The organism is Chryseobacterium nakagawai, from assembly GCF_900637665.1.
Taxonomy (GTDB): domain Bacteria; phylum Bacteroidota; class Bacteroidia; order Flavobacteriales; family Weeksellaceae; genus Chryseobacterium; species Chryseobacterium nakagawai.
In genome coordinates, this window is the sequence record NZ_LR134386.1 from 1,969,400 (window position 1) to 1,985,780 (window position 16,381).

Consider the following 16,381-nt stretch of genomic DNA (forward strand, 5'->3'; position numbering starts at 1 on the left):
TGAATATTTCTTTGAAAATTAACGATTTTTTTTAAAATCGTTAAAATTATTAATACGCTTTTGCGAATAATACACGTCTCGTAGAAGGTTTTCCAGAAACCAATGAAATCCCTTCTTCTATATCATCATCTAAAGGAATACATCTGATTGTGGCCTTCGTTTCGTTTTTGATTTGTTCTTCTTCTTCAGCTGTACCATCCCAATGTGCATAGATAAATCCTCCTTTTTCTTCAAGAACTTTTTTGAATTCTTCGTAAGTATCCACTTTGGTAATGTTGTCTTTTCTAAAATTGGCTGCCTTATTGTAAATATCCTGTTGAATGGTTTTCAATAAGTCTTCAATATAAGTATCTAAACCTTCAATAGAACGAACTTCTTTAGTAAGGTTGTCTCTTCTTGCAATTTCAACAGAATTATTTTCAAGATCTCTTGGTCCCATAGCAATTCTTACCGGAACACCTTTCAATTCATATTCAGCAAATTTCCATCCCGGTTTATTCTGAGTATCATTGTCAAACTTCACGGAAATACCTTTAGCTTTTAATTTAGCTTGAATATCCATAGCAACTTCGCTGATTTGAGCCAATTGTTCTTCTCCTTTAAAGATTGGAACAATCACGACCTGAATTGGTGCCAATGTTGGAGGTAATACCAATCCGAAATCGTCAGAATGGGTCATAATTAAAGCTCCCATTAAACGAGTAGAAGTTCCCCATGATGTAGCCCATGCATGCTCTATTTTTCCTTCTTTATTAGTGAATTTTACATCAAATGCTTTTGCAAAATTCTGACCTAAGAAGTGAGAAGTTCCTGCCTGAAGCGCTTTTCCGTCCTGCATTAAAGCTTCAATACAATACGTTTCATCTGCTCCTGCAAATCTTTCGGAAGGAGTTTTTAATCCCTGGATTACGGGCATTGCCATAAAGTTTTCTGCAAAATCTGCATATACTTTATTCATTTTTTCAGCTTCTTCTACAGCTTCATCTTTCGTAGCGTGAGCAGTATGCCCTTCCTGCCATAAGAATTCTGCCGTTCTAAGGAACAAACGGGTTCTCATTTCCCAACGTACAACGTTTGCCCATTGATTGATAAGAATAGGTAAATCTCTGTAAGACTGGATCCAGTTTTTATAAGTATTCCAGATAATTGCTTCAGATGTAGGACGAACAATAAGTTCTTCTTCCAGTTTTGCATCCGGGTCTACAATCAGTTTAGAAGGATTGTCAGGATCAGTTTTTAATCTATAGTGAGTAACTACTGCACATTCCTTTGCAAAACCTTCTGCATTTTTTTCCTCAGCCTCAAATAAGCTCTTGGGTACAAAAAGAGGGAAGTATGCGTTAACGTGACCTGTTTCTTTGAATTTTTTATCCATTTCATCACGCATTTTTTCCCAGATTGCATAGCCATACGGTTTGATTACCATACATCCACGCACTCCTGAGTTTTCAGCTAAATCAGCTTTTACAACCAGCTCGTTATACCATTTGCTGTAATCTTCGCTTCTAGAGGTTAATTTTGCCATTATCTTTTAAAATTTTTTTAACTTTTGCACATTATTGTTATCTAAAAATAAAAATCTATTTTTGATAGATTTTTTAATCAGTATTGGTACATTTTTGGTACAGATTGCAAATATAATTTAAATTAAAAATTTTTACGTTATCATGAAAAGAAATATACATAAAAATTTGCTTGGTCTGCTAAAATCCAAAGGGATATTAGCAATTTCAGGCGGATTATTGCTTATGTCTTGTGGTGCTCAGATGGGAGGGTATAGCGAGACTGATGGGGTATATTATGACCCTAATAAAGATACGCTGCCAGAAGGAGTTATCATTAATGGTGGCGGAAACAGAGTAGGAGATTACTACGACTACTATCAGGATTCTAATGTGATTCAGAATGCACAAGCGAATTCCAGAGAACAGCAAAATAGATATAACGAATGGAGTGATGTAAATGCCAATTGGGGAAATGCAACCAACTCTGATTGGGGAATGTATGCAGGCTCACAAACCAATTACTATGACAACTCCTGGGGATGGGGATCTCCTTGGGGCTGGTATGGAGGATATAGTCCTTATTGGGGCTGGAATCGTGGCTGGGGCTGGGGTGCCGGTCTTTCGTGGGGTTGGGGCGGATCATTCGGCTGGGGCTGGGGAGGCTCTTTCGGTTGGGGCAGCCCATGGGGTTACGGATATTCTCCTTATTGGGGAGGATTCTATGATCCGTTCTGGGGTGGCTATTATGGAAACCCATACTGGGGCTATGGAGGTGGATATAACAGAATTCATATGAGAAGCGGTAACAGTGGTTCAGGAATGAGTAATGCTGTCTATAGAACAAATACTGCCAGAAACAACAACGGGTTCAGAAATACGAATGGATTTAATAACTCTAATTCCGGTGGATTTAGAAATGAGAATTCCGGCGGATTTAGAAACGGAAACTCTGGTGGCTTTAGAAATGGGAACTCTGGTGGATTTAGAAACGGAAATTCAAATGGAGGGTTTAGAAATTCAGACTCTGGAGGATTCAGAAATTCTACTCCGCAACAACAGCCAAGATACAACAATGGAGGTTTTAGATCCGGTGACTCTGGTGGCTTTAGAAACAGTGGCGGATTTAATTCCGGTGGTGGTTTCAGATCTGGTGGTTCATCCGGCGGTGGTGGCTTTAGAGGTGGTTCATCCGGTGGTGGTGGAGCCAGATCCGGTGGATTCAGATAAATATTCATAAAAAACTATTAAAAAAATAATGTTAAAAAAATCTTTAGTATTAATGGGTATTTCTGCTGCATTTTTTGCGCAGGCTCAAGATGTTTCATTAATAAGAAATACTGTAGATGTTTATTCAAGTACTCCTATGGTGGGATCTGCCAAATTTAATGCAATGGCAGGAGCTAATGGAGCACTGGGTGGTGATGCAAATTCACTGCTTACTAACCCGGCAGGTTTAGGAGTTGCTATTTCAGGTGAGGTTTCTGCCACTTTATCTGTTATGGGTAATAAAAATAGTTCTACTTTAGGGGGAAACAAAATAGATTTTAGTAAGACAAGAGGTGATTTAGGAAATGCAGGTGGAGTAATTGCTTTTCCATTAATGACTGAGTCTGCATGGAAGTTCATTAATATTGGTATTAATTTTTCAAATCAATCTCTTGATAATATTATACAGACTCCAGGAAATGCTAATATAACAGCTGCTTTACCTGATGGTGCAGCTACATTAGATGGGCATGTCTATTCAAGATATGGGAATTTATCAAAAATGAGTTTCGGTGTTGGAGCGAATTATAATCATAGTGTATATATTGGAGCAGGATTGAATTTTTTCAATGCTTCTGTGGATCAGTATGATAGGTTAGGCTTTAATATGAATAAAAATAATTATGTTGATGTTTTTAACAGACAGGATACTCCTTATTCAGAAAGATCTTCCGGGTTCTCCGCTTCAGTAGGGGTAATAGGGAAATTAAGTCCTAATTTCAGGTTAGGAGCATCTCTTGAAACACCTACATTCTGGAATATAGACCGTGATTTTAGCTTTTATAATAATCCAAACTATGGGAATGGGATAGGTTCTGAAAGTAGAAAATTTACTTCGCCGCTTAAGGCAACTGTAAGTGCTGCATTTGTAGCCAGTAAAAACTTTTCATTGAACGTAGATTATACATTAGGTCTTACAAAGCCTGATTATAAAGTATATGGTACAATAGAAAGGGATCTGAATACTTTCTTTAAAGAGAATTATAAGAACATGTCGGAAGTAAGAGTAGGAGCCGAATATAGAGTACAGCAGCTGAGATTAAGAGGTGGATATTCTTATTTATCTAATCCAGTTGATGCCCTTACGATTGGCAGATTTGATAATGCAGGTAATGTTGCAGATCAATCCTATAGTAATCTTATGCTAAGTGACAGAAACTTGCTTTCATTTGGTATCGGATATGATTTCAAGTCATTCTATATTGATGCATCCTATCAAAATGTAACTTCGAAGTATAGCAATCCTTTTATGAGAGGACTTGTTGGAAGTGATTATGACAGTGCTTATTATTCACTTGATTCAAAATCTATCTATGAAAGTGATGCCTATGCTGTAAGCGAAGTTAAAAACAGCAGAAACAATTTCTTCCTTACCGTTGGTTGGAAATTCTAAATTCAATGGGAGAATAAAATAAAAAATAAAAGCTCTGAATTTTAAAATTCAGAGCTTTTTTTATGGTTAAACTTATTTTTTAATGATGATGGAAAACATGCATAAGGAGAGCTAAAGAAACTCCCAATACAACCAGTCCTATTTTAATCCAATCTATATTGTGATTCTTGTTGCTTTCAAAAATAATCACTGATGAGATATGAAGGAATATTCCGCCCACAATCGCCAGGAAATAAGGCTGGAGGTCTGGATTGAAATAATTTCCCAATAACATTCCCATAGGAGAAGCCAGTGCAAAAAGAGCTACAATCAATAGAGATGGATAAGATGATGAACTTTTTGATTCTCCATTTCTGTTGAATAAAAATGCCCCCAGGATAAATGAAATAGGAAGATTATGAAAGACGATTCCTAAAAGATAAGGAGATAGCTCATGCTCTTCGTTAGCTAATGGAATCCCTTCAATAAATGCATGAATGAAAAGTCCTACCATTAAAGCCATAGGTAGAATATTGTGCTCGCTATGATGATGGAAATGCCCATGCTCAAAACCTTTGGTAAGCGCTTCCAATATCATTTGCAGAAGAACTCCTGCAATAACAAATATTCCCAGACTGCTGCCTGCTGAAGAGGTATACACTTCAGGGAAAACTTCGTTCAGGCAGATCGTAATCAGGAAACCTGCACTTAATATCAATAGATTTTTAGCTAGCTTTTCCTTTTTACCAAAGTGTTTCCCCAGAAAAACTCCGGCAATTACACTTAAAATCAGTAAAAGTACTGTTATCATTATTTTTTCTTAAATAAATTAATGCAACGTGGGGAACTTTCTTTATTAAATTCATTCAGCTGATAATCTCCCCAGATTTTTACTCTTTCAAATCCACATTCTGAAGCATAGGCATGAATGGCATCCAATGTGTGAAGTTTTACTTTTTCAAAGAAATGAAAAGATTGGCCTTCTGTTTCAAAACGGATATCTTTAATAACATGTCTGCCTTCAATTTTTTTCAAAATTTTAAAATCAATATCCCCACGGGTAATGACTGTTTCCGGAACCATGGTGCTTCTGACATATTCTTCGTTCAGATAATCTAAAACGAAATACCCGCCAGGTTTCAATGCATTATATACTGATTGGAAAACTTTTTTGTCATCATTTTCATTGTCAAAATATCCGAAACTGGTAAACAGATTGAAAACAGCATCCATAGGATCTGCATCAATGGGGTTTCGCATATCATGAACCTGAAAAATCAGGGTTTGATTTTCATATTGTTTATCAGATTCAATACTTTGTCTTGAAAGATCCAGACCCAAAACATCATAGCCCAATTTGTTGAGGAAAACAGAGTGTCTTCCTTTTCCACAGGCAAGATCAATGATCTTAGATTGAGGCGGAAGCTGTAGATCCGCAGTAAGTTTTGTGATGAAGTTTTCGGCTTCAGTATAGTCTCTGTTGCTATACAACAAATGATAATAAGGGGTATCAAACCAAGATTCAAACCATTCCATAATGCAAAAATAACTAAATTTGTGGTCTTAAAAGCAAAGTATTTTATAACATGGAAAGATTGAAAAATTCAATTGACTAATGAGTTGGATGGTTAATCTTTTAATTATTAATGCTTTAAAACTTTTAATTTAAAATTATGGATATAGAAAATCTACCAATACAGATCAAAACATTCTTCGGATTAGAACAAATTTTGGCAGAAGAGATCAAGAAATTAGGCGGGAGAAAGGTTGAAATTAAAAATAGGGCAGTAAATTGTGAAGGAGATCTTGGTTTTCTTTATAAAATTAATTATTCTGCAAGAACAGCGTTAAAAATTTTAGTGCCAATTCATGAATTCAAAGCTTTTAACCAGCATCAGTTTTATGATAGGCTGTTCAAATTTGATTGGGCGGAATTTATGGATGTAGATCAGTCTTTCTCAATTGATTCAACAGTAAATTCTGAAACGTTTAAACATTCTCAGTTTGTAACCTTAAAAATGAAGGATGCGATTGTAGATTATTTTCAGGATAAATTTAAAAGACGTCCGAATGTTGAAACCCGAAATCCGGATATTAAATTCCATCTTCATATTGACAGAGAACTGGTAATGATTTCTATGGATTCTTCCGGTGATGCTTTATTTAAAAGAGGATATAGAAGAGAGCAGGGGGAAGCACCAATTAATGAAGTGCTGGCAAGCGGAATGCTTCAATTGGCAGGCTGGGATGGGAAAGGAAATTTCCTTGATCCAATGTGTGGCTCCGGAACGTTACTAATTGAAGCAGCAATGATTGCTATGGATCTTCCGGCTCAGATTTTTAGAAAAAGATTTGGGTTTCAGAATTGGAAAAATTATGATGCTGATCTATTTTCAAAGATTAAAGAATTTAGAATCAATAGAGTGAGACAGTTTGATGGGAAGATCGTAGGCTATGATATTGATGCAAGAATGCTGAATGCTGCCAGAATGAATGTGGAAGCAGCAGAAATGGAAGATGTAATTGAGATCAAAAAGCAGAATTTCTTTGATTCCAAAAAAGAACTTTTCCCATTATTGATGGTATTTAATCCGCCTTATGACGAGAGAATTTCGATCAATGATGATGATTTCTATAAAAAGATAGGAGATACGTTTAAAACAAATTATCCGAACACACTTGCATGGTTGATTTCATCTGACCTTGAGGCTGTGAAGAAAGTTGGATTACGCCCTTCAAGAAAGATTAAGCTGTTTAACGGAAAGTTGGAAACAAGATTCCTACAGTACGAGATGTATGAAGGAACAAAGAAAATCCATAAATTGGAAGATAAATAAAGATTAGATATGTCCTGGAATTTTTTAGAGATATTTGATGTTGTTTTGGATGCATTTGGTCTGTTTAGTTCCAGATCAAAATCATCACGTTCAAAACCTGAAAGAAAGGCTTTAAATCATAATGTAATATCTCAAAAGAAAGAGCTAAAAGATCCTGATATTTCACAGAAAAAATAACTGCAATAGATTTCAGTTTAATTAACATCTAAAAACAGGCTGTATCTATTACAGAAACTATTCTGGAAGTACGATTTAATATTTTTATTACTTCCAATTGATTGGATGTAAATTTATTTGAATAAGCTGCTAAACTGTTTGTAGGTTGTTCTGCGAATAATTAATTTTGAAAAATTTTCAATTTGAAGCCTAGTATTTCCATTATTGTTGCCATTTACAACCGAAAGGATGAACTTTTCGAGTTGCTGACTTCTTTAACCCAACAAACTGATAAAGAGTTTGAAATCATTATTGTTGATGATGGTTCAATCATTGATCTAAAACCTACCATAAGGAATTTCGAAGAGATACTGGATATTAAATATTTCAGGAAAGATAATTCCGGGCCGGGGCTTACAAGAAATTATGGAGCAAAAAGAGCAGCCAATGAATGGCTGGTATTTGTAGACAGTGATGTGATTGTTGAAAAGGATTATATCGAGCATATTAAAAAAGATATACAGACAATTCCCTGTGATGCATTTGGAGGAGCAGATAAAGCGCATAAAGGTTTTAACCTGATGCAGAAGGCAATTTCATACTCTATGACTTCTGTTTTTACTACCGGAGGAATCAGAGGAAGTAAGAAGGCGGTTTCAAAATTTCAGCCCAGAAGTTTTAATATGGGAGTGAAAAAGTCAGTTTTTGAAAAAGTAGGCGGTTTTTCTGAGATGAGAATAGGAGAGGATCCTGACTTGTCGATGACCCTTTGGGAAAACGGATTTACCACAACATTTTTTGATGATATTGCAGTATATCATAAACGTAGAGTTGATTTTGGGAAGTTTTCCAAACAGGTATATCAGTTTGGCTGTGCAAGACCAATTCTTAATCAGAGGCATCCGAGCTATGTGAAAATATCCTTTGCATTTCCTACCTTATTTATGTTAGGTTACATTATGGGATTTTTTGAATATTTTATCTTAGGAAAAGGATTTATTCTTGCTTTCTATGGATTGTATACATTCCTAGTATTTTTCCATGCTTTATTATTGACTAAGAATATCAGTATTGCTGGAATGGCGGTGATTTCAACCTATATTCAAATGTTTTCTTACGGATACGGATTTCTGAAATCCTGGGTTTTACTGAATATTTTCAGGATGAAACCGGAGGATGCATTTCCCAATCATTATTATAAGAAATAGTGGTTATCTCCCACAGATACAAGGATTTCGAGAATGTGTATGTTACAATAAAAATAAAGAAGGCTGTTTCAAGTGAAACAGCCTTCTTTTGTACAATAAAATTTAGGATATAGAGATGTTTTCATGGTTAAGAACTCCTACTTTCAGCATACATTCTTTCATTTTATGATAAGTTCTTTTGATGTCGTGGTCCAATCCGATCGAGAATCTGATTAATCCATCAGAAATACCGATTGATGCACGTTCTTCTTCTGGAATTTCGGAAGAAGTGGATTTTCCTGAGCAGGAGAACAGAGTTTTATAGAAACCTAAACTTACCGCCAGATACCCAAGGTTTTCTGTCTGCATCATTTCCATCAGTTCATTGGCTTTTTCTGTAGTTCCTGCATCTAGGGTTAATAGTCCTCCGAATCCATACTCTTCATCAATCATACTTTTCATGAGTTCATGATTCTTATGAGATGGTAAGCCCGGATAGGAGACTTTTAAGCCGTCCTGTTCAAATCTTTCTGCAAGATACATGGCATTATGGCTGTGTTGTTTTATTCTGATATGAAGGGTTCTCAGGTTTTTAAGAATGCTTGATGCTCTTAAACTGTCCATGGTTGGTCCCAATAGCATACATGCCCCGGAGTTTACATTTTTAGTATCATCAATAAATGCCTGTGAACTGCAATATACACCACCCACAGTGTCACTGCTTCCGTTGATGAATTTCGTTAAACTGTGAATGACAACATCTGCTCCAAATAATTGAGGAGAAATGGAAAGGGGTGAAAACGTATTGTCTACAATCAGTTTTAGATTATGCTTTTTACAAATTTCAGAAAGTTTTCTAAGGTCTGCCACTTCAAGTAAAGGGTTACTTACGCTTTCGCAATAGATCACCTTTGTATTGGGAGTAATAGCGTTTTCTATAGCATCAAAATTATTAATATCTACAAAGGTAGTCGCTACATTAAATTGAGGTAAAAAGTTTTTAAGGAAAGCATAGGTTCCTCCATAGATGGTTCTGCTTGAAATGATATGGTCACCACTTTTACATACCTGCATCAAAACCGAAGTAATAGCTCCCATTCCGGATGCTGTAACGTTGGCAGATTCTGTATTTTCCATTTTTGCTAAAGCCTGAGCCAGATAAAGATTCATGGGTGATGAATGTCTGGAGTACAGGTAGCATCCTTCTGCGTTTCCTTCAAAAGTGTCAAACATAGTCTTTGCAGAAAGGAAAGTATAGGTAGAGCTGTCAGAAATAGAAGGGTTTACTCCTCCGAATTCGCCGAAATACTGAAGATCCTGGATCTCGTTGGCCGCGTTAAAGTTTTCCATAAGCATTGTTTTTATTTTACGAGCCTAATTTGCATCATTTTCCTAATAATTACAATATAAATTTGAATTTGTAGAATATAAAACTGTAAAATGTTATTTATTTAGAAAATATAATTACTATCTTCGGAAATATTAAATTTTCACCAAAAAATTATCTATGGAACTTGATGATACGGATAAAAAACTGCTGCTCTTTTTGCAGGAAGATTGTAAACAAACTACCAAAGAGCTATCCGGTAAACTTGGATTATCGGTTACAGCTGTTTATGAGCGAATAAAAAAGCTTGAAAATGCAGGCGTTATTTCAAAGTATGTAGCCTTATTGAATAAAAGTAAAGTGCAGCGTAATTTTATTATCTTGTGTCATATAAAATTAACACAGCATAAAAAAGAGTTTGTTTTACAGTTTGAAAAAGAAGTAATGAACCTCCAGGAAGTCACAGAATGTTTTCATGTAAGTGGAGATTACGATTATATCCTTAAAATAGGAGTAAAAGATATTGAAGATTATCGGAATTTTATGCTGACGAAACTTACGACGCTTCAACACATCGCAAGCACACACAGCTCATTTATGATTTCCGAAGTGAAAAATACAACTGCAATTGTTTTGTAAGAAATTATAGTGATAAAGTTTCCTATGAAAAGTCACTATTATTATTCATTACTAATTGCTTATTATTTATATTAAACTAAGACTCCGTTTTTAGAGGAAATTGGATCAGGTAAATCTGTTTCGCCCACCATTTGTAAGAGGTCAATTTCAATAGTTCGGCAGATGGAAAGCATCGGAACATCAAACATAAGTCCTGCAAAAGGATTTTCCGAATAATCTCCTACGAGTTCCATGATAATGTAGATCCATCCAATAATAATACAGAAAGGAATAGAGGTCCAGATTCCCCAATCTCCTAATTTTGCAAATTCGTTCACCAACCCAAGAGGAAGGAGTGTAATAAACAGAATATTAAATACAAATGCCGTACTGGCAAACTGTCTTGGAGAAGGGAATTTTTTGATTCTTTCTGCTTGTCCCTGAAAACCATAAAACTCATTCAGACTGTTTTGCAGCTGTGTCTGATTGAAATCTGTGATGGCATTCATATTTTTCAACTCATTGATATCTTTAGCCTGTTGTGAGATGAGATAAGTCGCAAAGTTTTTATAGGTGCTTTTCAGATCATATTCTTCTTCTGAAAGATACTTATGTAAGAAAATAGGAGCTCTTCCATAATCCGGAAAGCCAGCTTTAATTAATCTGTTTCTTCTGAGGTTGATATTTCCGAATTTATTATTTTCACTGCTGATGTGTTCCCATTCTGTAGGAACTAAAAGTTGTTCGCGGAAAGTATATAACCACGCAATATGACGGTTGATGATCTTTTTCTTACGATCTTCAAGATCAAAAACACCTATTTCTTCATTTTTGGTATCGAAGGCCTGAACCATTGATGCAAATGAACGACTGGAGTTCACAATTCCGCCCCATATTTTTCGGGCTTCCCAAAGTCTGTCATAGGCCTGGTTATTTTTAAAACCTACTAAGAAGGCCTCCGCGGTACCAATCAATGCTACAGGAACCCATGGAATAGTCATCCAGTGCCAGTTAAAAAAATAAAAAAGTACAGCGATCAGGGTACACCAGACAGAAATTAAGATAAGATGTAAACCGGATAGATTGAGAACCTGTTTATAATTGACATATTTGGTTGTAATCATAAAAATGAATGTGTTTTGCGTGTACAGACAAAATAAGTACCAAACTTTTTAAGAGTTTATCGAGAAATGTCTGTTATAAATTTAATTTCAGTTTTTGTTCAGGTTTAATGTTCTAAGATTGAGTTTGATAAATCCTAAATAAAAGTAATGAAAAAAATGCATAAAAAAACCTCTAAATAATTTTAGAGGTCTCATATTTTATATTGAATTAATATTGTAGCATTTCTTCGATCTTTTTGGAGAGTTTTTCAGCATTTGGAAGCATTTCTTTTTCCAATACAAGATTGATAGGAACAGCAGGTACATCTAAAGATCCCATCGTTTCAACAGGAGCGTCAAGATATTTAAAGCAATTCTTAGAAATTCTGTGTGCGAATGCTTCTGCAAAAGAGTTGTTTAATTGCTCTTCTGTCAAAACAATACATTTTCCGTGAGCTTTTGCTCTTTCAAAAACCAATTCTTCATCCAATGGAATGATGGTTCTTAAATCAATTACTTCAACCCTTCCGTTAAAGTTCTTAGCTGCTTCTTTCGCCCAGTAAACTCCCATTCCGTAAGTTACAACTAATAAGGTTCTGCCTTTTTCCGTTTCATCTTTATCAGCTTCTATGATGATTTTTCCTTTTCCAAAAGGTAAAACGTAATCTTCAGCCGGTTCAATGGTTTTAGCATCCTCAGTTCCCGGAACTTTACTCCAGTATAATCCTTTATGCTCCAGCATAACCACTGGGTTCGGATCGTAGTAAGCTGCTTTTAATAATCCTTTGAAATCTGCAGCGTTACTTGGGTAGGCTATTTTGATTCCTTTAATATTGGCCAGAATGCTTTCAACACTTCCGCTATGGTAAGGTCCACCGCCTCCATAAGCTCCGATAGGAACACGAATAATATTGCTTACAGGGAATTTTCCGCCACTTAAGTAGCTTGATTTTGATATTTCTGTGATTAATTGGTTAATTCCAGGATAGATATAATCAGCAAATTGAACTTCAACGATTGGTTTTAGACCTACAGCACTCATCCCGGTTGTAGACCCGATAATGTAAGCTTCCTGAATCGCCGTATTGAAAACTCTTTTGCTTCCAAATTTTTTACCAAGAGTTACTGTTTCACGGAAAACGCCACCAATTCTTTCTCCTACATCTTGCCCATAAAGAAGCGCTTCAGGATGCTTCCACATTAGTTCCTGTATGGCATGAATGGCAGCATCTACCATCACGATCCTTTCTCCGTTAGCAGGTTCACGGGTTCCTGTTTCCTCTGTAATTGGAGTAGGAGCAAATACATGCTGCATTACGGTTTCAGGTGTTGGATCTTCAGCATTCTTAGCTTTTTCAAAAGCTTCTTCAGCTTCAAGACGTGCCTTTTTTGTGATTTGTTTTAAAAGATCTTCGTCTGCACCTGTTTCCAGTAGGTGTTTTCTAAGGATTTCTCCCGGATCTTTAGCTCTATGTTTTGTTAAGTCTTCTTCGTCTCTATAAAATTCTCTTCTTACTCCTGAAGTGTGGTGGCCGATTAATACTGTTTTTGCACAGACAACCAAAGGTTTTCTCTCTGTTCTTACAAAGTCTACTGCCTTTTTCATAGCTTCGAAACTTTCCACGAAATCAGTTCCATCAACTCTCATTCTGCTTAATCCGGTAAATCCTGCTACAAAGTCATAAGCATCACAAGTTCTTGCTTCCTCTTTGGTTACAGAGATTCCCCATTCATTATCCTGAACAAGGAAGATGATAGGAAGTTGATGTAGTGCTGCAAATTGTAATGCTTCACTTACTTCACCTTCAGTTACAGAGTTGTCACCAAGACTGCAGATTACTACAGGATTATTTTCAAATTGTTGAAGGTTGAAATCCTGGATATATTTTATTCCTTGCGCAACACCTGTTGTAGGAATAGTCTGCATTCCCGTTGCAGAACTCTGGTGAATAATCTTTGGTTTATTTTCGTCCCTGCTTGAAGGGTGGGAGTAATAGGATCTGCCTCCTGAAAAAGGATCATCAGCTTTTGCCAGTAGTTGAAGCATCAATTGGTAGGGCTCAAATCCAATTCCCAAAAGAATACTTTCATCTCTGTAATAAGGAGAAACCCAGTCTTCCTTTTTTAATTGGTAGGCAGTTGCTAATTGGATGGCTTCGTGGCCTCTTGAAGTACTGTGAACGTATTTACAGATGTTTCTGTTTTCCTCATAAATGTCTGCCATTGCTTTAGCAAGCATCATATGATTGTACGCTTTAAGTAAAATATCCTGAGAAACTTTTTCGTGAAGTGCATTTTCCATAGGAAGCAAATATATATAAAAAAAACAAAATACTAACAAGTGTTAGTATTTTACAAAAAAAATATGAATTCATTGATTATTCCTTAAATTCTTTTTTACAAATAAGTTATTTATTTGTTTTATTTTAATGAATTGTTTGTTTTTGTATTTGTAATTAAATCAAGTGTTTATATGTTGTTGGTGAGAGTGTTTTTTTAAAATTTATTCTGTGTGCTGTAAGTTTTTAAGATTGATTTTTTAAAATTTTCAGGATGTTTTTTTATGTCTTTTATAACTATAAGAATAGAACGGATTATGCTTAAAGTTCCTGTTTTAGACTTTTGTATTCATAATGCTAATAAAAATTGTTCGCTCTGCATTATTAGTTAAAATTTGCTTTGAAAGAAAGAGTGAAAATAAAAAAGGATACCGACATAAGTCAGTATCCTCTATAAAATTATAAGTATAAAAATTACTCTTTAATCACTTTCTTAGTTGCTACATCTTTATCAGTTTTTACTTCAATGATGTAAATTCCTTTTGGATAAGTCGCTAAGCTAATAGCTTCTTTATCACTGTTGATATTTCCGCTTTGTACTTTTTTACCGGAAAGGTCATAAACAGTGAATGTTGATTTTTTAGGAGCATTTAAAATATTAGTTACATCTTTAGTAACAGAAGGAGCAATAGCAAGTTCGCTTAATGCTTTAGTACCTTCTTTAGTTCCTAATGAGCCTGCAGTATATCCCGTTACAATGATTGCATAGTTTTGAGGCGTCGTCACACTTGGAGTAGCGTTGTTAACCAATGTACCTTTGTGAAGGACTTCAATCTTGTAATTTCTTCCTGCTACAGGAGCATCAATAATGACTTGCTCTACGTTATCTACTGTGTTATCGCCTTTAGTCGCGGGAGCTGTTGGATTGATGGCATTAAGTTTCCAAGGCATGTATACTGTATTGTTGGTTGTATCAGTGATTCTTAAATCCAAGTCATTGACAAGCCTAGAGTTTCGGTTATTGTACGCAGCTTCCCAACTTATATTTCCAGGAAGCTTAAATTCTGGGTCAATCCAGGAAATAGTTACCTTAAGAGGTTCGCTTCCTGATGCTTTTACGATTTGGGAGTTTGTACTTCCGTTGTTTAGGCTTTCTTGATTGAAAATAACAGTATTGTTAGATTTCCCAACTAAAAGTTCAGCTCCTTTTTTAGCGTTAATGTACCCCCAACCATACCATGCATCAGGACCTACGGTTCCTGCTTCAGATGCTGAATGTATCATTAGCGTTTTAGCTGCGGCAGCGTTCATGTCAGCATTGTTAAACATTGATTTATATATTTGCATCCAAAGTCCGATAATACCTGTTACCTGTGGTGCAGCCATTGAAGTTCCACTGTTGATTTGCCAAGCAGTGCTTCCTGTAGTATTTTCTGCAGTTGATGCCATCCAGATATCTGACCCCGGAGCCGCAATATCTGGTTTAATACCTCCGTCATCTCTTGGTCCAGCACTACTATAATCAGCTTTTACAACATCTGTTGATGCAGTATATCGATAGTTATTAGTAGTGATCACTTCTGTAGCAGCTACAACAATAATGTTTTTAGCTAGAGAACCAGGTCCTATACAGTCTCCACCGTTACCACAGTTTGTTGCAGGAAGGGTATCTGTTGCTGTAAATAGAGCAAGATCTCCATTATCGTCTGTGTAATATTTAGGAGCTGTTGATCCACCCGGTAAGGCAGGTCCCATACCAAAATAATTACCTGCTGATTTTACAATAACATTGGTAGGGCTGCTGTATACAATGTTATCATAGTTTTGATCATTAGTAAAATAGGTGCCTTGTAGATCAAAAGTAGCATAAGGCTCAGTAGCGGTAGCAGGATAGTAGTCTCCATTCCAAACCAGAGCGGTTTGACCGGAAACGGTCGCAATATTCCAGCCTGCATTACTTCCATAAGAGTGGTTAGAGATTTTTGGCTGAGCTAAGATGATTTTTTGAAATACAGTACTAGTAGCTGTATTGCCAGGTAGGGTTGTTGTAGCAAATCTATAAGAATCCATTGTTGAATTTAATGCTATCCCCATTGCATTTCCAGTTCTTGTTGTCCCATCAGTTGCTGTTGCAGTTAGAGGAGATGATTTTGCTCCCACAATACTGGCGACACCAGTAGAATGTGCACTGTATGCATTTGTAGCGGCTTCTTTATTAGAAATTCTTCCAGCTGTATTGCTAAATGCAGGGTGTGCGGCATAAATTCTTCCTCCGTCAAATATGGTATAAAGTATTCCTTCTCCATTGAAAGATCCTGCCAATCCAGCAACACCACCTGCTGTAGTTAAAGCATCTACATTATTGTTCAAAATTTGATTTTGATCATCTGCTTGGTAGAAATAAGGTTTATTACGGAAAAATCCTGCTAGATTAGCTTTTTCTTCTTCAATTTTTTTCTGAATATCAGCTGACTTTGCAGTACTTCCGTACTTTTTTGCTACATAAGAGTCAAACTTAGCGCTATTCTCTTTGTTTTGTCTTTCAAATTCTCTTTTTAATCCTTCATTGTTTTGCGCACTTAATATTGAAATAGCTAAAGTGCTGGCCAAAAGTAAATGTTTCTTCATAATGGTTAGTAAAATATTAAAATTGTAATGGCTCAAATATAGGATAAAATATTTATAAAAAACGTAAAATAGTGAATTAATGATATTTTTTTTATTGTTTTGT

At 35.8% G+C, this 16,381-nt stretch carries 13 protein-coding genes; 6 read left to right on the forward strand and 7 right to left on the reverse strand.

From position 1 onward, the window contains the following. Window positions 1–49: 49 nt before the first annotated feature. A complete protein-coding gene (proS, locus tag EL260_RS09040) occupies window positions 50–1,525 on the reverse strand; it encodes a proline--tRNA ligase (protein WP_123859846.1) in 1,476 nt (491 codons plus the stop codon). Window positions 1,526–1,667: 142 nt separating this feature from the next. Between proS and EL260_RS09045 the strand changes: the two genes are divergently transcribed. Both EL260_RS09045 and EL260_RS09050 read left to right on the forward strand, forming a co-directional pair. Further along, the gene (locus EL260_RS09045) at window positions 1,668–2,732 is read left to right on the forward strand and encodes a prolyl-tRNA synthetase (protein WP_123859848.1); all 1,065 of its coding nucleotides are present in this window, start codon (window positions 1,668–1,670) and stop codon (window positions 2,730–2,732) included. A 28-nt stretch (window positions 2,733–2,760) separates the two neighbouring features. Then, a complete protein-coding gene (locus EL260_RS09050; RefSeq protein WP_123859850.1) occupies window positions 2,761–4,164 on the forward strand; it encodes an OmpP1/FadL family transporter in 1,404 nt (467 codons plus the stop codon). 79 nt (window positions 4,165–4,243) lie between these two features. On the opposite strand, the gene EL260_RS09055 is transcribed toward EL260_RS09050, so the two are convergent. Further along, on the reverse strand, window positions 4,244–4,951 hold the full coding sequence (locus tag EL260_RS09055) for a ZIP family metal transporter (RefSeq protein ID WP_123860682.1): 708 nt from the start codon (window positions 4,949–4,951) through the stop codon (window positions 4,244–4,246). 2 nt (window positions 4,952–4,953) lie between these two features. After that, window positions 4,954–5,679 (reverse strand): class I SAM-dependent DNA methyltransferase, encoded by a 726-nt coding sequence (locus tag EL260_RS09060; protein ID WP_123859852.1) that lies wholly within the window; start codon window positions 5,677–5,679, stop codon window positions 4,954–4,956. A gap of 137 nt (window positions 5,680–5,816) precedes the next feature. On the opposite strand from EL260_RS09060, the gene EL260_RS09065 reads away from it, so the two are divergent. The 3 genes from EL260_RS09065 to EL260_RS09070 all read left to right on the forward strand — a co-directional run bounded on the left by EL260_RS09065 (window position 5,817) and on the right by EL260_RS09070 (window position 8,344). Next, window positions 5,817–6,980, forward strand: a complete 1,164-nt coding sequence (locus EL260_RS09065; protein ID WP_123859854.1) for a THUMP domain-containing class I SAM-dependent RNA methyltransferase — start codon at window positions 5,817–5,819, stop codon at window positions 6,978–6,980. 9 nt (window positions 6,981–6,989) lie between these two features. Further along, window positions 6,990–7,157, forward strand: coding sequence for a hypothetical protein (locus EL260_RS25550; protein WP_164466622.1), 168 nt, complete (start codon window positions 6,990–6,992; stop codon window positions 7,155–7,157). Between the two features lie 182 nt (window positions 7,158–7,339). Next, window positions 7,340–8,344, forward strand: a complete 1,005-nt coding sequence (locus EL260_RS09070; RefSeq protein ID WP_123859856.1) for a glycosyltransferase — start codon at window positions 7,340–7,342, stop codon at window positions 8,342–8,344. Window positions 8,345–8,446: 102 nt separating this feature from the next. On the opposite strand, the gene EL260_RS09075 is transcribed toward EL260_RS09070, so the two are convergent. Then, entirely contained in the window at window positions 8,447–9,673 is a 1,227-nt protein-coding gene (locus EL260_RS09075) for an aminotransferase class I/II-fold pyridoxal phosphate-dependent enzyme (protein WP_123859858.1), read from the reverse strand. A gap of 157 nt (window positions 9,674–9,830) precedes the next feature. Here EL260_RS09075 and EL260_RS09080 point away from each other — a divergent pair, with 157 nt between their 5' ends. Further along, the gene (locus tag EL260_RS09080; protein ID WP_123859859.1) at window positions 9,831–10,289 is read left to right on the forward strand and encodes an Lrp/AsnC family transcriptional regulator; all 459 of its coding nucleotides are present in this window, start codon (window positions 9,831–9,833) and stop codon (window positions 10,287–10,289) included. Between the two features lie 71 nt (window positions 10,290–10,360). Here EL260_RS09080 and EL260_RS09085 read toward each other — a convergent pair whose 3' ends face one another. The 3 genes from EL260_RS09085 to EL260_RS09095 all read right to left on the reverse strand — a co-directional run bounded on the left by EL260_RS09085 (window position 10,361) and on the right by EL260_RS09095 (window position 16,278). Then, window positions 10,361–11,392 carry a bestrophin family protein gene (locus tag EL260_RS09085; RefSeq protein ID WP_123859861.1) on the reverse strand — a complete coding sequence of 344 codons (1,032 nt, stop codon included), beginning with the start codon at window positions 11,390–11,392 and terminating at the stop codon, window positions 10,361–10,363. A gap of 208 nt (window positions 11,393–11,600) precedes the next feature. Beyond that, window positions 11,601–13,673, reverse strand: a complete 2,073-nt coding sequence (locus tag EL260_RS09090; protein ID WP_123859863.1) for an alpha-ketoacid dehydrogenase subunit alpha/beta — start codon at window positions 13,671–13,673, stop codon at window positions 11,601–11,603. A 451-nt stretch (window positions 13,674–14,124) separates the two neighbouring features. After that, entirely contained in the window at window positions 14,125–16,278 is a 2,154-nt protein-coding gene (locus EL260_RS09095) for a S8 family peptidase (protein WP_123859865.1), read from the reverse strand. Window positions 16,279–16,381 lie beyond the last annotated feature (103 nt).